Annotated in this window: 14 protein-coding genes and 1 pseudogene; 9 read left to right on the forward strand and 6 right to left on the reverse strand. The window is 64.3% G+C overall.

The window, feature by feature from the left end; genetic code table 11:
* Window positions 1-38: 38 nt before the first annotated feature.
* Window positions 39-1,994, reverse strand: coding sequence for an acetate--CoA ligase (gene acs / locus B5J99_RS01915; protein ID WP_117351301.1), 1,956 nt, complete (start codon window positions 1,992-1,994; stop codon window positions 39-41).
* Between the two features lie 193 nt (window positions 1,995-2,187).
* Between acs and B5J99_RS01920 the strand changes: the two genes are divergently transcribed.
* The gene (locus B5J99_RS01920) at window positions 2,188-3,600 is read left to right on the forward strand and encodes a DcaP family trimeric outer membrane transporter (protein WP_245991716.1); all 1,413 of its coding nucleotides are present in this window, start codon (window positions 2,188-2,190) and stop codon (window positions 3,598-3,600) included.
* A 24-nt stretch (window positions 3,601-3,624) separates the two neighbouring features.
* Complete coding sequence (locus B5J99_RS01925; protein ID WP_117353314.1) at window positions 3,625-5,295, forward strand: MFS transporter; 1,671 nt, start codon at window positions 3,625-3,627, stop codon at window positions 5,293-5,295.
* A gap of 70 nt (window positions 5,296-5,365) precedes the next feature.
* Here B5J99_RS01925 and queA read toward each other — a convergent pair whose 3' ends face one another.
* The 5 genes and pseudogenes from queA to B5J99_RS01950 form a co-directional block, all read right to left on the reverse strand.
* Entirely contained in the window at window positions 5,366-6,397 is a 1,032-nt protein-coding gene (gene queA, locus B5J99_RS01930; protein ID WP_117351303.1) for a tRNA preQ1(34) S-adenosylmethionine ribosyltransferase-isomerase QueA, read from the reverse strand.
* A gap of 75 nt (window positions 6,398-6,472) precedes the next feature.
* Window positions 6,473-7,096, reverse strand: a pseudogene (locus B5J99_RS19775) (peptidylprolyl isomerase); the annotation flags it as partial.
* A gap of 470 nt (window positions 7,097-7,566) precedes the next feature.
* Entirely contained in the window at window positions 7,567-8,067 is a 501-nt protein-coding gene (gene coaD, locus B5J99_RS01940; RefSeq protein WP_054134116.1) for a pantetheine-phosphate adenylyltransferase, read from the reverse strand.
* Between the two features lie 34 nt (window positions 8,068-8,101).
* Window positions 8,102-9,007, reverse strand: a complete 906-nt coding sequence (locus B5J99_RS01945) for a polyprenyl synthetase family protein (protein WP_117351304.1) — start codon at window positions 9,005-9,007, stop codon at window positions 8,102-8,104.
* Between the two features lie 63 nt (window positions 9,008-9,070).
* On the reverse strand, window positions 9,071-9,319 hold the full coding sequence (locus tag B5J99_RS01950; RefSeq protein ID WP_054134114.1) for an exodeoxyribonuclease VII small subunit: 249 nt from the start codon (window positions 9,317-9,319) through the stop codon (window positions 9,071-9,073).
* A 98-nt stretch (window positions 9,320-9,417) separates the two neighbouring features.
* On the opposite strand from B5J99_RS01950, the gene B5J99_RS01955 reads away from it, so the two are divergent.
* The 7 genes from B5J99_RS01955 (at window position 9,418) to pgl (ending at window position 16,096) form a co-directional block, all read left to right on the forward strand.
* Window positions 9,418-9,672, forward strand: coding sequence for a type II toxin-antitoxin system Phd/YefM family antitoxin (locus B5J99_RS01955; RefSeq protein WP_117351305.1), 255 nt, complete (start codon window positions 9,418-9,420; stop codon window positions 9,670-9,672).
* Window positions 9,672-10,094 (forward strand): type II toxin-antitoxin system VapC family toxin, encoded by a 423-nt coding sequence (locus B5J99_RS01960; RefSeq protein ID WP_117351306.1) that lies wholly within the window; start codon window positions 9,672-9,674, stop codon window positions 10,092-10,094. Before B5J99_RS01955 ends, B5J99_RS01960 begins: the two co-directional genes overlap by 1 nt.
* A 46-nt stretch (window positions 10,095-10,140) precedes the next feature.
* Window positions 10,141-12,366 (forward strand): phosphoribosylformylglycinamidine synthase subunit PurL, encoded by a 2,226-nt coding sequence (purL, locus tag B5J99_RS01965; protein WP_117351307.1) that lies wholly within the window; start codon window positions 10,141-10,143, stop codon window positions 12,364-12,366.
* Between the two features lie 156 nt (window positions 12,367-12,522).
* A complete protein-coding gene (locus B5J99_RS01970) occupies window positions 12,523-12,930 on the forward strand; it encodes a DUF3052 family protein (protein ID WP_054134110.1) in 408 nt (135 codons plus the stop codon).
* On the forward strand, window positions 12,927-13,778 hold the full coding sequence (locus tag B5J99_RS01975; RefSeq protein ID WP_245991717.1) for a S1/P1 nuclease: 852 nt from the start codon (window positions 12,927-12,929) through the stop codon (window positions 13,776-13,778). Before B5J99_RS01970 ends, B5J99_RS01975 begins: the two co-directional genes overlap by 4 nt.
* A 172-nt stretch (window positions 13,779-13,950) precedes the next feature.
* The gene (gene zwf / locus B5J99_RS01980) at window positions 13,951-15,399 is read left to right on the forward strand and encodes a glucose-6-phosphate dehydrogenase (protein WP_117351308.1); all 1,449 of its coding nucleotides are present in this window, start codon (window positions 13,951-13,953) and stop codon (window positions 15,397-15,399) included.
* Entirely contained in the window at window positions 15,392-16,096 is a 705-nt protein-coding gene (gene pgl, locus B5J99_RS01985) for a 6-phosphogluconolactonase (RefSeq protein WP_117351309.1), read from the forward strand. The genes zwf and pgl overlap by 8 nt, the downstream gene beginning before the upstream one ends.
* Window positions 16,097-16,109: the final 13 nt, after the last annotated feature.

The following is a 16,109-nucleotide window of genomic DNA, read 5'->3' on the forward strand; positions in this document are numbered from 1 at the left end:
GCGGAACAGCGGGTGGTCGTCCGCGATCAGGATCGTCTCTATGTTGCGTCTGCCGGTTGCGGTCTTTCGGCGAGAAGATGGTCGACAACCGAAGGATCGGCAAGCGTCGATGTATCGCCGAGGTTGGCGAGGTCGTTCTCGCCGATCTTGCGCAGGATGCGGCGCATGATCTTGCCCGAGCGGGTCTTGGGCAGAGCGGGCGTGAACTGGATGATGTCGGGCGTGGCGATCGGCCCGATCTCGCGGCGCACCCATTGCACCAGTTCACGGCGCAGCGCCTCGTTGGGCTCGACCTCGACATTGGTGGTGACGAAGGCATAGATGCCCTGCCCCTTCACGTCGTGCGGCATGCCGACCACAGCGGCCTCGGCCACCTTGGGATGCGCGACCAATGCGCTTTCGATCTCGGCGGTGCCCATGCGGTGGCCCGAGACGTTGATGACATCATCGATCCGCCCGGTGATCCAGTAATAGCCGTCCGCATCGCGCCTGCAGCCGTCACCGGTGAAGTACAGGCCCTTGAAGGTGGTGAAATAGGTCTGGAAGAAGCGCTCATGATCGCCCCACACGGTGCGCATCTGACCGGGCCAGCTGTCAGCGATGGCCAGGCACCCCTCGCCCGCGCCTTCGATCACTTCGCCTTCGGGGGTGAGCAGCAGCGGCTTGACCCCGAACATCGGCATCGCGGCGGACCCGGGCTTGAGCGCGTGTGCGCCGGGCAGCGGGGTCATCATGCACGCGCCGGTTTCGGTCTGCCACCATGTGTCGACGATCGGGCAGCGGCCCTCGCCGACCACGCGGTGGTACCATTCCCAGGCTTCGGGATTGATCGGCTCGCCCACCGAACCCAGCAGGCGCAGCGACTTGCGGCTTGTTCTTGTCACCCAGTCGTCGCCTTCGCGCATCAGCGCGCGCAGCGCGGTGGGTGCGCCGTAGAAGATCTCGACGCCGAACTTGTCGACGATCTGCCAGAAACGCGAAGCATCGGGCCAGGTGGGCACGCCTTCGAACATCACCGTCGTCGCGCCCATCATCAGCGGGGCATAGACGACATAGCTGTGCCCGGTGACCCAGCCGACATCGGCGGCGCACCAGTAGATCTGGCCGGGGCGGTAATCGAACACATACTGGAAGGTCATCGCCGCCCACACGGCATAGCCGCCGGTGGTGTGCAGCACGCCCTTGGGCTTGCCGGTCGAGCCCGAGGTGTAGAGGATGAACAGCGGGTCTTCGGCGTTCATTTCCTCTGCCGGGCAGTCCGCGGATTGCGCGGCGACTCCGTCAGTCCAGTCGATATCGCGACCCTCGACCATCGGCACATCGGCGTCGGTGCGCTTGAGCACGATGACGGTGTCCACGCCGCTTTCGTGCAGACCGAGCGCGGCATCGACATTGGCCTTGAGCGGCACATGCTTGCCCGCGCGCAGGCCCTCATCCGCCGTGACGACGATGCGGCTGTCGCAATCCTGGATGCGGCCTGCCAGAGCCTCGGGCGAGAAGCCTGCGAACACCACCGAGTGGATTGCCCCGATCCGCGCGCAGGCCAGCATCGCCACGGCAGCTTCGGGCACCATCGGCAGATAGAGCGTCACCCGCTCGCCCTTGCGAACCCCGTGCGCCTTGAGCAGGTTGGCAAAGCGGCAGACCTGTTCGTGGAGCTCACGATAGGTGATCGAGCGGCTCGCCTCATCGGGGCTGTCGGGCTCCCACAGGATCGCGACGGTGTCGCCGCGTTCGGCAAGATGCCGGTCGAGGCAGTTGGCCGCGAGGTTGAGCGTGCCATCGGCAAACCACTGGATACCGAAATCGGCCTCGTTGAAGCTCGTGTCCTTGACGGTCGTGAACGGTTTGATCCAGTCGAGCCGCGTCGCCTCCTCGCGCCAGAAGCGGTCGGGATCGTCGAGCGACAGGCGGTAGCGCTCGTCATAGACCGCTGCGGTGACAAGCGCGTTGTCCGCCCAGTCCGCGGGTACGGGATAGATGCTCTCGGCCATGATTGTCTCTCTCCTCGTCTGTATGCGTCTGCGGCGCATTGCTGGCAGCACGATAGCCCTGCGCGGCCGCCACCGGACCTTAGACAAAGGTCGTAGGCCTACGACCAAGGTCGGGCTGGCGACCCAGCGGCATTGAGCGAACACTGCGTCCACTACCGGGAACAAGCCGGAGCGGGATATCAGGAGAGGTGAGATGCCAAAGGCCAGGCGCCGTTCATGGCTGATATTGCTGGGAGCAAGCGCGCTGGTCGCGCCGAACCTGGCGCATGCCCAGAACGCCAAGACCGCCACTGCCCGCGAACAGGCGCTCGAGGAGCGGCTGCTCAGGCTCGAAGCCGAGATGGCCGCACTGCGCGCCGATCTGGGCGCCGCGCGCAGCGAACAGGCGCAGACCGCTACCGCCGCCAGCCAGGCCGCCGCACGCAGCGAGGAGACCGCCACCAAGCTCGCCACGCTGGAAAGCAGACCCGCCGCGCCCGCAGAAGGTTTTCGTGTCGGTGGCACGACCTTCAAGCTCGGCGGCTTCGTCAAGGCGGTGGCCAGCGCGACTCGGTTCGACGACGGCATGCTCGCGGGCGGATCTTTGGGCAAGGAATTCTACCTGCCGCAGCAGATCCCGGTCGGCGCCGCTGCGACGCGTGATTTCATGGCCAATGCCCGCCAGACGCGGCTATTCTTTACCAGTTCCACCCCGTTGGGCGGCAAGGAGCTCAAGAGCCATATCGAGTTCGACTTTGCGCTGGCGACAGCGCCTGCAGGCGCGCAGCGCGCCACCAACGCCTATACGCCCACGCTGCGCCGCGCCTTCCTGACCTATGACCGGTTCCTGGTCGGGCAGGAATGGACCACCTTCCAGAACCCGGCGCTGCTGCCCGAAAGCACGGATTTCGTCGGCCCGCTCGAAGGCACCGTGTTCGTTCGCCAGATGATCGTGCAGTACCGCCAGCCGCTGGGCCAGGGACTCGACCTGCTGCTCGCGCTGGAAAACCCGCAGACCGAGACGGTTACCACGATCAATCCGGTGCTGAGCGACAATGATCAGGACCGCGTGCCCGATCTGGTCGCCAAGCTGGTCTACAAGAAGCCCAACCTCGACCTGCATTTGGCCGGGCTGGTGCGCCAGCTCTCGGTGCATGACGGCGGCGCTGGCGACGATTCGCTTGGCTGGGGCCTATCTGCCGGCGGCAAGTTCGCCTTCGGCCCCGATGGCCGCCACGACATCCGGCTGAGCGCCACTTATGGCAACGGCATCGGCCGCTATCTGGGCCTGGGCTATGCGCCCGATGCGGTGTTCGACCGCACCGCGCTGGGCAACCGGCTGCTCAATGTCGACAACATCGCAGGGTTCGCTTCGCTCAAGCTGGGCTGGACCGCCAATCTGCGCTCGACCTTCGCGGCGGGCTATCAGCACGCCGACTATCCCGATGGCATCGCGATCCCGGGGCTGGCCAATGTTTCGGCCTATTCGATTGCCGCCAATCTGTTCTGGTCTCCGGTCAAAAATCTCGACATCGGCATTGAGGTCCGCCACGCCGGACGCGAGGTGGCGAGCGGATTGAAGGGCCAGATGGACCGGTTCGAGATGGCAGCGAAATACACGTTCTGAAGACACCAAAAAGGAGTGGGGATGATGGCTACGGTTCCACAGGATGCGCTACCAAAGCATCACAAGGCGACACAGGGGGAGAAGATGGTCATCGCCGCTTCGTCCCTGGGCACGGTATTCGAATGGTATGATTTCTACCTGTACGGCCTGCTGGCGACCTATATCTCGGTGCAGTTCTTCTCCGGTGTCAACGAGACCACCGGGTTCATCTTCGCACTCGCCGCCTTTGCCGCGGGCTTTGCGGTCCGCCCCTTCGGCGCGCTGGTCTTCGGGCGGATCGGCGATCTGGTCGGGCGCAAGAATACCTTTCTGGTGACCATGGGCATCATGGGGCTGTCGACCTTCGCGGTTGGGCTGCTTCCCAGCTACGCCTCGATCGGCGTGGCCGCGCCGATCATTCTGGTCGCGCTCAGGCTTGCCCAGGGACTGGCGCTGGGCGGCGAATATGGCGGCGCTGCCACCTATGTCGCCGAGCATGCGCCTGAGGGCAAGCGCGGGCTCTACACCAGCTGGATTCAGACCACGGCGACCTTCGGGCTGTTCGCAGCGCTGCTGGTGGTCATCGGCTTCCGCTTCGCACTGGGTGAAGAGGCGTTCGCCGCCTGGGGATGGCGCCTGCCGTTCCTGATCTCGATCGTGCTGCTCGGCATCTCGATGTGGATCCGCATGCAGCTCAACGAAAGCCCGGTCTTCCAGAAGATGAAGGACGAGGGCACGACCTCCAAGGCGCCGCTCACCGAAGCCTTCGCCAAATGGGGCAATCTGCGCTGGGTGATCATTGCGCTGCTGGGTGCGGTGATGGGCCAGGCGGTGGTCTGGTATGCCGGGCAGTTCTACGCATTGTTCTTCCTCGAAAAGACCCTGCGCGTCGATGGCGCGACAGCCAATATCCTGATCGCCATCGCGCTTGCGCTCGCCACGCCGTTCTTCGTGTTCTTCGGCTGGCTGTCCGACAAGATCGGCCGCAAGCCGATCATCCTGGGCGGCTGCGCGCTGGCGGCGATGACCTACTTCCCGCTGTTCGGTGCGCTGACCCATGCTGCCAACCCGGCGCTCGCCGAAGCCCAGGCCGCTGCCCCGGTCACCATCGCCGCACATCAGGAGGAGTGCTCGTTCCAGTTCGATCCGATCGGCAAGAACACCTTCGATACCTCGAGCTGCGATATCGCCAAGACCTATCTCGCGAAGGCCGGGGTCAGCTATGCCAATGTCGAGGCAACCCCGGGCAAGCCGGCCACGGTCAGCATCGGCCGTGCGGTGTTCACCGCGCCTGCCCCTGCCGGGATGACCCCCGAGGCGAAGAAGGCCGCGATCAAGACGTTCCAGGACGATCTCAAGGCGGAGCTGATCTCGGCGGGCTATCCCGAAAAGGCCGACAATGCCCGGATCGACAAGGTGGCGGTTGTCGCCATCCTGTGGGCGTTGGCGATGCTGGTGACCATGGTCTACGGGCCGATCGCCGCGATGCTGGTGGAGCTTTTCCCCAGCCGCATCCGCTACACCTCGATGTCACTGCCCTATCACATCGGCAACGGCTGGTTCGGCGGCTTCCTGCCCACCACCGCGTTCGCGATGGTCGCTGCCACCGGCAACATCTATTACGGCCTGTGGTACCCGGTGGTGATCGCCGCAGCGACGGTGGTCATCGGGCTGCTGTTCCTGCCCGAGACCTTCCGCCGCAACATCGACGACTGACCAAACAGCGCGAATCGCCCTGCCTCATCAGCGCCCCGCCCTCACCGGCGGGGCGCTTTTGCGTTCGGGATCAGGGCAGCAGCAGCGAGGAATCGCCATAGGAATAGAAGCGATAGTCATGCGCGATGGCATGCGCATAGGCCGCACGCATAACATCGAGCCCCATCAGCGCCGAGACCAGCATGAACAGCGTCGAGCGCGGCAGGTGGAAGTTGGTCATCAGCCCGTCGATTCCCCTGAAACGGTAGCCGGGGGTGATGAAGATCGCCGTATCGCCCTCGAACGGTGCGATCACGCCATCCTCGCGCGCGGCGCTTTCGATCAGCCGCAGCACCGTGGTGCCCACCGCGATCACCCGGTTGCCGCGAGCGCGCACCGCGTTCAGACGATCGGCAGTAGCGGCATCGATGCGGCCCCATTCGGCGTGCATCTGGTGGTCGTTGGTGTCGTCGGCCTTGACCGGAAGAAAGGTGCCCGCGCCGACATGCAGCGTCAGCATGGCATGTTCGATCCCCGCCGCGGCGAGCGCAGCCATCAGCTCGTCGGTGAAATGCAGCGAGGCCGTGGGCGCAGCAACAGCGCCGTCTTCCCTGGCGAAACGGGTCTGATAGTCCTCGCGGTCGGCCTCGTCGATGTCGCGCTTGGCAGCGATATAGGGCGGCAGCGGCATCGTACCCGCGCGTTCGAGCAGCAGCTCGACCGGCTCGGTCCCCTCAAACGCCAGCGTGATCGACCCGTCTGCGCCGCGCGCCTCGACCGTGGCGAAGACATCCGCGCCGAAATCGATGACATCGCCCAGCCGCAGCCGCCGCGAGTTGCGGACAAAGGCCTGCCAGCGCCGCAGGTCGATCCGCTTGTGCAGCGTCGCGCCGATCCGCGCCTGCCCGCCCAGCTTCACGCCTTCCAGCTGCGCCGGGATGACACGGGTGTCGTTGAACACCAGGCAATCGCCGGGGTTCAGCAATCCGGGCAGGTCGCGGACCTGCGCATCGCGCATCGCGCTGCCGTACACGCACAGCATCTTTGCCGCATCGCGCGGGCGCACGGGGCGCAGCGCTATGCGTTCGGGGGGAAGTTCGAAATCGAAATCGTCAACGCGCATGGTGCCCTTTGCCTAGCCTGATCGTCACCCCGCTTTCGCGGGAATGACGATCGATTGCAATGGGGCCCGGTCGGATCAGTTGGTGATCGGCGCGTTCAGGTCGTCCACCGAGATCGCGCGATCGGCAGGCTGGCCGGCAGCGGCATAATTGGGCTCTGGCAGGTTCTGCGACTTGAGCGAGGCCTGCAGGATGCGCGCCGGTGTCGCGGGCGGCTCACCACGCGGAATGGAATCGACATGCTCCATGCCCGCAATCACCCGGCCGAAATTGGTGTAGCTGTTGTCGAGCGAGAAGCGCGGGTAGAAGACGATGAAGAACTGGCTATTGGCGCTGTTCGGGTCCTGCGCGCGCGCCATCGAGACGCTGCCGCGAAGATGCGGGAACTTGTTGAACTCCGCAGCGACATCGGGAAGATCCGATCCGCCGGTGCCGGTGCCTGTTGGGTCGCCGGTCTGCGCCATGAAGCCATCGATCACGCGGTGGAACACGATGCCGTTGTAGAAGCCCTGACGGGTCAGCGTCTTGATCCGCTCGACATGGTTGGGCGCGATTTCGGGATACAGCTGGATCGTCACCCGGCCGCCGGTCGACAGGTCGAGAAACAGGATGTTGTCGGGGTCGGCCTTGTCGGGCGTGGCGACCAGCGGCGCTGCAAGCACCGAGGCTTCGGCGGCGTTATTGTCGCGCTTATCCTGCGCGTCCTTTTCGGCATTGCGGGCGGCTTTGCGCGCTTGCTTGTCCTTGTCTTCAGACGCCTCGGCTTCGGCCTTCGCGGCCTTGCGCGCTTCCTTTTCGGCAGCCTTGGCCGCCTTGTCCTCTTCCTTCTGCGCTTCCTTGGCTGCCTTCTCGGCCTCCTCCTCCTGTTGCTTGCGAACCTTCGCCGCTTCCTTTTCGACTTCGCGAGCGGCGAGGCCAGCTGCCCTGTCAGCCTCAAGCTGGGACTGGCCGGTCGGCGTGGAGTCCTGCGCCTGGGCAGTGATGGGGGCGAGCAGCATCGGGATGAACGACAGGGCAGCAAGCGATTTCAAGATATTGGGCATATAACCGGACATTCCTGTTCCATTCAGGCGGGACGGCAGGCTTGGCCCCGTCCCGTTTCGGGCATGGCTATAGCCAAAGCATCTGAGCGTGTCATGAATGAACTTGGGCGACGCGCAGCGCTGTGCGGTCAGTCACCCTTGAGGCCGATTTCGCGCACCCGCTTTTCGACATCGACCCGCACCGCGTCGGTGACGAAGCGGTTGATCTGCCCGCCATAGCTGGCGATTTCCTTGACCAGCCGCGAGGCGATGGGCTGGAGCGATACGTCCGCCATCAGGAACACGGTCTCGATGCGGTGGTTGAGCTGCTGGTTCATCCCCGCCATCTGGTATTCATATTCGAAATCAGCAACCGCGCGCAGCCCGCGAACGATCATGCTCGCGCCTTCGCGTTCGGCAAAGTCCATCAGCAGCGAGTTGAACGAGACGACGTGGATGGCATCGCCCATGTCGGCGGTTTCACGGCGGACCATCGCCATGCGCTCTTCGACGCTGAACATCGGGTTCTTCGACGGGTTGGTGGTGACCCCCACCACCAGCCGGTCGACCAGCTTGGCTCCACGCCGCAGGATATCCATGTGCCCCAGGGTGATGGGATCGAAGGTCCCCGGATAAACGCCTACGCGCATGATGCTGCTTCCCCTTTTCGCGCCGCTTGTGCGGTCAATTGTCGCGTTCGACGATATAGCGCGCCAGCGCGCGCAGAAGATCGGCCTCGCGGCCATGGCTGGCGAGATGGCCGATCGCCTGATCGACCAGGAAGAAGGCCTGCTCGCGCGCACGCTCCAGACCCAAAAGCGACAGGAAGGTCTCCTTGCCCGCGGCGGCATCCTTGTGCAGCGCCTTGCCCGCCAGCGCCTCGTCGCCGACTTCGTCCATGATGTCGTCGGCGATCTGGAAGGCAAGGCCGATGTCGCGGGCATAGGCGCGCAGGGCCGTGCGCCCCTCGGCGGGCACATTGGCCAGGATCGCGCCCATCTCGACCGACGCCGCGATCAGCGCGCCCGTCTTAAGCCGCTGCAGCTTAGTGACGGTCGGCAGATCGAACTTGGCCTTTTCCGCCTCGAGATCCATCATCTGGCCGCCCGCCATGCCGTTGGGGCCGCTCGCCTCGGCCAAAGTCATGATGAGTTCTGCACGGATGAACGGGTCGGGATGCGACTGGCTGCCGGCGAGAATTTCGAACGCCAGCGCGTGCAGCGAATCGCCCGCCAGCACCGCCACCGCATCGTTGAAGGCCTTGTGCACCGTCGGCTTGCCGCGGCGCATGTCGTCGTCGTCCATGCAGGGCAGATCGTCATGGATCAGCGAATAGACATGGATCGCCTCGACCGCGCAGGCCACCCGCACCGACAGCGAACGGTCGACATTGAACATGCCCGCAGTTGCAGTCAGCAGCAGCGGGCGCACCCGCTTGCCCCCGCCGATCGCCGCATGACGCATCGCTTCGTACAGAACCGCGCGCGGATCATCGGGCACCACCAGCAGCGCATCGAAGCACGCATCGACATCGTTCGATATCTGGCGGAAGGCATCGGCAAGCGCAGCATCGCCTATCGCGGTGGTCATCGTCGTCAATCCCCTGCCCCGGTCATGTCGCCGGTTTGACCCTGAATCATTGTCGTTGCGCCATCAGTCCGCATCGAACGGAACGGTCCCTGCCGCCTGACCATCGGACCCGACGCGGATCTTCTCGATCCGCGCCTGCGCCACGTCGAGCCGCTTCTGGCAATGGCTGCGCAGCTGATCACCACGCTCGTAAAGGCTGATCGATGCATCGAGCGGGACATCCCCCGATTCGAGCTGGCGGACAATAACCTCCAGCTCCTTGAGGGCTTCTTCGAAAGACAGATCGGCGGAAATGGCTGCAGTTTCACTCATCGGCACAGCTTTGACCTGTGGCCCGCGCCCGGTCAAGGCGGTTGCTGCCCGCAGGGCGTTCTGGTAATTTGAAAGCACCGCAAGCCAAGGAGTTTCCGATGGACGGCTTCAACCTGACCGACGCCGAAAAGAGCTTGAGCGAGCTGGTCGACCGGGCAGAGGCCGGCGAAACGATCGACATCCTGCGCGACGGAAAGCTGGTCGCGAAGCTGGTGCCGGCAGAGCAGCCGGTTTATACACCCAAGGGGCTCGTTGATATCGAGGCTCTTCGACGGCATCTGGCGGAAATGCCCATGCAGCAGCAGGATGCTGGCGAGTTCATCCGGCATATGCGCGACACAGACCGCTATTGATGCAGTATCTCGACACGTCCGTGCTGGTTGCGCTGCTGTGTCGCGAACCCCGAAGCGAGGATGTGCTGACTTGGCTTTACAGGCCTGAGACTGGTCCAGTTGCCATCAGCAAGTGGACCTTGGTGGAATTTGCCAGCGCGTTGTCGTTGAAGCTCAGAACGCATTCAATCGCCGAAACGGACGCGGACAGGGCCAGAGCCATGCTCGGAAACATGCTGCAGAACATGCTCATGGTACTGCCGCTTACAGACCGTGACTTTCACGATGCTGCACAGTTCTGCGCTTTTTGGCATTTGAATTTGCGTGGTCCGGATGCGCTCCATCTCGCGATCGCCTCACGACTAAATCTTTCCCTCGCGACTTTTGACCGTGTTCAATTCGTCGCAGCCCAACACTTCGACATCCCCGCCACAATCCCCTGATTTGCCCCCTTCCCCGATCGCGCTGAGCCGCGTAAAGCGCGGGGCCATGAGCGAGACCCAGACAGCACCCGTGGCAACCATCACCCCGCAGATCGTCGCCGAACATGGCCTCAAGCCGGACGAATATGAGCGGATCCTTGCCGCTCTGGGGCGTGAGCCCAATCTGGTCGAGCTCGGCATCTTCTCGGTGATGTGGTCCGAGCATTGCAGCTACAAGAGCTCGCGCGTGCACCTGAAGACCTTGCCCACCACCGGACCGCAGGTGATCTGCGGACCCGGCGAGAATGCGGGCGTGGTCGATATCGGCCCCGGCGCGGACGGCAAGCCACTCGCGGCGATCTTCAAGATGGAGAGCCACAACCACCCCAGCTATATCGAGCCCTATCAAGGTGCTGCGACCGGTGTGGGCGGCATCCTGCGCGATGTGTTCACCATGGGCGCACGGCCCGTAGCGCTGATGAACGCGTTGCGCTTCGGGCGGCCCGATCACCCCAAGATGAAGCATCTGGTGCAGGGCGTGGTTGCAGGTATCGGCGGCTACGGCAACTGCGTCGGCGTCCCCACCGTGGGCGGCGAAACCAATTTCGACCCGGCCTATGACGGCAACATCCTGGTCAACGCGATGGCCGTGGGCATCGCCGAGCAGGACAAGATTTTCTACAGCGCAGCATCGGGCGCGGGCAATTCCATCGTCTATGTCGGCTCCAAGACCGGCCGCGACGGCATCCACGGCGCGACCATGGCTTCGGCCGAGTTCGGCGAGGACAGCGAAGAAAAGCGCCCCACCGTGCAGGTCGGCGATCCGTTCACCGAAAAGCTGCTGATCGAGGCCTGCCTCGAGCTGATGGCATCGGACGCGATCGTCGCGATCCAGGACATGGGCGCAGCGGGCCTCACCTCTTCCAGCGTAGAAATGGCGAGCAAGGGCGGCGTCGGCATCGAGCTGATCCTCGACAACGTGCCGCAGCGCGAAACCAACATGACGGCGTACGAGATGATGCTGTCGGAATCGCAGGAGCGCATGCTGATGGTGCTCAAGCCCGGCCGCGAGGATTTTGCGCAGGCGATCTTCCGCAAATGGGAGCTTGATTTCGCGGTGATCGGCCATGTCACCGAGACCGGACACATGGTGCTCAAGCACAAGGGCGAGACGGTGTGCGACATTCCGCTCGGCCCGCTCGCCGACGATGCGCCTGCCTATAACCGGCCCTATGTCACGACCGCCCCGCCCAAGGCGCTCACCAACGTGCCCAAGAGCGACGATCTGGCCGCAGACCTGACCGCGCTGATGGCGTCTCCTGCGCTCGCCAGCCGCAGCTGGATCTGGCAGCAGTACGATCACATGGTGATGGCCGACACGGTGCAGATCCCCGGTGGCGATGCCGGCGTGGTCCGCATCCACGGTACCAACCGTGGCCTTGCGATCACCACCGATTGCACCCCGCGCTATTGCTTTGCCGATCCGTTCGAGGGCGGCAAGCAGGCGATCGCAGAATGCTATCGCAACCTTGTCAGCACCGGCGCGCGCCCGCTGGCGACCACCGACTGCATGAACTTCGGCAATCCCGAGCGGCCCGAGATCATGGGCCAGTTCGTCGGCTGCATCGAGGGCATGGGCAAGGCCTGCCAGGCGCTCGACATGCCGATCGTCAGCGGCAATGTCAGCCTCTACAACGAGACCACCGGCCCCGACGGCATCGCCCGCGCCATCCTGCCGACGCCTGCGATCGGCGCAATCGGCCTGATCGACGATCTGGCGACGATGACCACGCTGGCGTTCAAGTCAGCGGATGAGGCGATCATCCTCATCGGCGGCAATGACGCGCACGAGCTTGGCCAGACGCTGTGGCTCGACGTGCTCCATGGCCGCCTCGAAGGTGCGCCGCCTCAGGTCGATCTGCAGGCAGAGCTGGCGGCGGGCGGTGTCATCGCCGGGTTGATTGCCAGCGGTACGGTCAGCGCGGTGCACGACTGCTCGGACGGCGGCCTGGGCGTCGCGCTGGCCGAAATGGCACTGGCATCGGACATCGGCGCGATGCTGAACGCCGAAGGCGGCGCAGGGTTCTGGTTCGGCGAAGGCCAGGCGCGCTATGTCGTCACCGCAGGCGATGCCGATGCAGTGCTGGCGGCGGCGAAGGTAGCAGGCGTAAACGCTGCCGTGATCGGCACGACCGGCGGCGATGCCATTGCGTTTGGCAAGGGCAACAGCGTCGCCATCGCCGACCTGCGCGATGCCAATCACGCGTTCTTCAAGGACTGGATGGAAGGCTAAGGTTCGCGCGAGCGTCCCTTCATGTCGCTCGGGAGCGCGGAGAGGTTAGCGAGGGATTTTCGGTAAGCTTGTACTCCCGGACCGTTTTTCCTGAGCGAAGTCGAGGGACGCATGCGCTTTGGTTAGCGTCAGCTCACGGCAAAAAGGTTGGCGTTCATGACGACAGGGTATTCCGGCACGCCTTTAGCGCGCAAACTGGGACTGAAATCGGGCATGCCGGTGTGGTTCGATGCCATGCCTCAAGCCGTACGGACCGAGATTGACGCTGAGGTCGAAGGTATTGTGCCCGTCGCCTCCCCTGATGAGGGTTTTGCTGCCGCACATCTTTTCACCACCGAGCGCGCGGTGCTGGAGCGCGAGCTCCCAGTCCTGATGGCCGCGATGGACCGCGATGGCTTCATCTGGGTCAGCTGGCCCAAAAAGGCATCCAAGGTGCCCACCGACATTACAGAGGACACCATTCGCGAGATCGCGCTGCCGATCGGGCTGGTCGATGTGAAGGTGTGTGCGGTCGACACCATCTGGTCCGGCCTCAAACTGATGATCCGCAAGGAATTGAGATGACGATGCGCGTTTTTGCGGCATGGCTGGCGCTGCTGCTCGCCCTGCCCACCCCCGCTCTGGCCTGGGGCGACTATGGCCACCGCACGATCGCCCAGATCGCCGAGGCCAACATTTCGCCCAAGGCAAAGGCGCGAATGAATGCGCTGTTCCGTGCCGAAAAGCTGCTGGCGACGCCGGATTGCCCGCTGCGCAACATCGGCGATGCCAGCGTCTGGGCGGACTGCGTCCGGCGCGACGATCTGCGCTGGGGCTACACCGCGCCGTGGCACTATATCAACATGGACATCTGCAAGCCGTTCGACATCAAGGCGAATTGCGCCAACGGCAACTGCGTCGGGGCGCAGGTGGCGCGCAACGAAAAGCTGCTTGCCGACAAGCGCCTGCCCGCGCATGTCCGGCTCGAGGCACTGGCGTGGCTGGTTCACACCATGGGCGACATGCACCAGCCGATGCACGGCGGCGACCGCGGTGACCTTGGCGGCAACCGGGTGAGCGCGGCCTACGGAATCGTCGAGGGTCGGATGAACCTGCACCGGCTGTGGGACACGCCGGTTGCCGAACGCGCGATCACCCAAGGCGAACCGATGGTGCGGCGCTATGCCGCCACCGAACGCAGCCCCTTTCTTACCGGGACGGTCGAGGACTGGGCGCTCGAAAGCTGGAGCATCGCGCGCGATATTGCCTATCCCACCGCGCAGCACGGCCCGGCCTGCGGCCCCGCGCTCAAGCCCGGCGAGCGCGCTCGGCATGACGACAGCGACATCGAAACGCTCATTCCCGTCGTGCGCCAGCAGGTGCTGCGCGCCGGGCTGCGACTGGCCGATGCGCTGGAGCGCGCGCTGGGCTGACACGATGATTTTGCACCCGAAACCCTAGCGGCAGCCGCCCGACGACAAGTCTTGCAATCGTTTGCATTGGATTGCATAGCTATACATCCGCAACAGCGGTGGACAGGCAGGCAGGCCATCCTTAACACGGGCCCGCAAGGCAGCCGCCAAGACTGATGGATAGGGAAAACTGATGGCCAATGCGCAATCCCGGACGTTGCTGCTCTTCGGCGCGACGGGCGATCTGTCCAAGCGGATGCTGCTGCCCTCGCTGTTCGTGCTCCACGCCGACGGCCTGATTGCACCCGATCTCAAGATCATGGGCACCGCACGCAGCGCGCTGGATGATGCCGCGTTTCGCGAAATGGTTGGCGAAGCGCTGAGCGAATTTCTGCCCGAACCGCGCAAGGACGATGCGCTGATCGCCAGCTTCCTCGAGCGGATCAGCTACCAGCCGCTCGATGCCTCGACGGTCGAAGGCTTCGCCGCACTTGCAGAGCGCCTCGGCGACATTTCGGGCGGCATGTCGATCTTCCTCTCGACCGCGCCGTTCCTGTTCAAGCCGACGATTCAGGGGCTGAAATCCGCAGGTCTTGCAGGCGAAATGGTCCGCATCGGGCTCGAAAAGCCTTTGGGTAACGATCTGGCCTCATCGTGCGCGATCAACGATGCGGTCGCCGACGCCTTCCCCGAAAGCCGCACCTTCCGGATCGACCATTATCTTGGCAAGGAAACCGTGCAGAACCTGATGGCGCTGCGCTTTGCCAACATGATGTTCGAGCCGCTGTGGAACGCCAACGGCATCGAGCACATCCAGATCACCGTCTCGGAAACCGTGGGGCTTGAGGGCCGTCACGGCTTTTACGAGGACACCGGCGCGCTGCGCGACATGGTGCAGAACCACATGCTGCAATTGCTCGCGCTGATCGCGATGGAACCCCCTGCCGAGTTCGACGCGACCTCGATCCGCGACGAGAAGGTCAAGGTGCTGCGCTCGCTGCGCCCGGTCGCGCCAAACGAGACGGTGCGCGGCCAGTACGGCGAAGGCGCGGTGGGTGGCAAATCGGTGCATTCCTATGCCGACGATCTGGGCAAGCCATCGGGAACCGAGACCTTCGTGGCGATCAAGGCGCATGTCGATAACTGGCGCTGGCAGGGCGTGCCGTTCTATCTGCGCACCGGCAAAAGGCTGTCCGAACGCCGCAGCGAAATCGTCATCCAGTTCAAGCCGGTACCGCACAACATCTTCGCCCAGCGCGGCGGCAAGCTGTCGGCCAACCGGCTGGTGATCCGGCTGCAGCCCGAGGAATATGTCCGCCTGCTGGTGATGGCCAAGGAGCCGGGACTTGACCGGGGTGGCCTTACCCTGCGCGAGGTGCCGCTCGACCTGTCGCTGACCGATGCCTTCTCCAAGTCGCAACGCCGGATCGCCTATGAGCGTTTGCTGCTTGACCTCATCGACGGCGAGCCGACGCTGTTCGTCCGCCGCGACGAGGTGGAAGCACAGTGGCGCTGGGTGGATGCCATCCGCAAGACCTGGGCGGACAACGCCATCGAACCGAAAAATTATGGTTCGGGCAGCTGGGGGCCGAGTGCGGCCATCGCGCTGACCGAACGCGACGGAGTAAGCTGGAATGACTGAGATTGAGTGGTGGGAATATGACGATGCCGCCGAAATGGCGGGCGCGCTGGCTGGCGACATCGGCTTCATCATCGAAAGCGCGATCGATGCGCGCGGCAGCGCGGTGATCGCGCTGGCAGGCGGCAGCACGCCGCTGGCCGCCTATGCCAAGCTTGCCGAGGCCAAGCTTAACTGGAAGAAGGTCACCATCATCCCGACCGATGACCGCATCGTGCCGATGGGCGATGCTCTGTCCAACGTGACGATGCTCGCCAAGACCTTCCTGCCCAAGGGCGCGCGCGTGATCCCGATCATCAGCGAAGCCGCCAGCGACTACAAGGCGTGCGGCAACGCCGCCAATGCCCGGCTCGCCGATTTCCACTGGCCGCTGGATCTGTGCCTGCTGGGCATGGGCGCGGACGGACACACCGCATCAATCTTCCCCGGCCCCGATCTGGAAGAGGCGCTGAGCGCGCCCGCCGACCGCCGCGCTTTGGGCGTTATGCCCGATCCGCTGCCCAAGGATGCACCGGTGGCACGCGTCACCCTGTCGCTTCCCGCTATCGCCTCTGCGCGCGCGCTGATGATCGCGGTCACTGGCAAGGACAAGAAGAAGGTGCTCGAAACCGCGATCAAGCAGGGCGAGGCTTCAGCCTATCCGATCGGCAAGGTGCTCGCTGCGGTCGAGCTGCCGGTCGACATCCACTGGGCCGGCTGAGCCCGGCCACCCG

It is taken from the genome of Blastomonas fulva (assembly GCF_003431825.1).
Classification (GTDB): domain Bacteria; phylum Pseudomonadota; class Alphaproteobacteria; order Sphingomonadales; family Sphingomonadaceae; genus Blastomonas; species Blastomonas fulva.

Bases quoted from the DNA above. Each gene is read 5' to 3' on its own strand.
- B5J99_RS01955 (WP_117351305.1), top strand. From the start codon at position 9,418: ATGGACGGCTTCAACCTGACCGACGCCGAAAAGAGCTTGAGCGAGCTG.
- B5J99_RS01960 (WP_117351306.1), top strand. From the start codon at position 9,672: ATGCAGTATCTCGACACGTCCGTGCTGGTTGCGCTGCTGTGTCGCGAA.
- B5J99_RS01970 (WP_054134110.1), top strand. From the start codon at position 12,523: ATGACGACAGGGTATTCCGGCACGCCTTTAGCGCGCAAACTGGGACTG.
- acs (WP_117351301.1), bottom strand. From the start codon at position 1,994: ATGGCCGAGAGCATCTATCCCGTACCCGCGGACTGGGCGGACAACGCG.
- B5J99_RS01920 (WP_245991716.1), top strand. From the start codon at position 2,188: ATGCCAAAGGCCAGGCGCCGTTCATGGCTGATATTGCTGGGAGCAAGC.
- purL (WP_117351307.1), top strand. From the start codon at position 10,141: ATGAGCGAGACCCAGACAGCACCCGTGGCAACCATCACCCCGCAGATC.
- queA (WP_117351303.1), bottom strand. From the start codon at position 6,397: ATGCGCGTTGACGATTTCGATTTCGAACTTCCCCCCGAACGCATAGCG.
- B5J99_RS01975 (WP_245991717.1), top strand. From the start codon at position 12,927: ATGACGATGCGCGTTTTTGCGGCATGGCTGGCGCTGCTGCTCGCCCTG.
- pgl (WP_117351309.1), top strand. From the start codon at position 15,392: ATGACTGAGATTGAGTGGTGGGAATATGACGATGCCGCCGAAATGGCG.
- coaD (WP_054134116.1), bottom strand. From the start codon at position 8,067: ATGCGCGTAGGCGTTTATCCGGGGACCTTCGATCCCATCACCCTGGGG.
- B5J99_RS01925 (WP_117353314.1), top strand. From the start codon at position 3,625: ATGGCTACGGTTCCACAGGATGCGCTACCAAAGCATCACAAGGCGACA.
- B5J99_RS01945 (WP_117351304.1), bottom strand. From the start codon at position 9,007: ATGACCACCGCGATAGGCGATGCTGCGCTTGCCGATGCCTTCCGCCAG.
- zwf (WP_117351308.1), top strand. From the start codon at position 13,951: ATGGCCAATGCGCAATCCCGGACGTTGCTGCTCTTCGGCGCGACGGGC.
- B5J99_RS01950 (WP_054134114.1), bottom strand. From the start codon at position 9,319: ATGAGTGAAACTGCAGCCATTTCCGCCGATCTGTCTTTCGAAGAAGCC.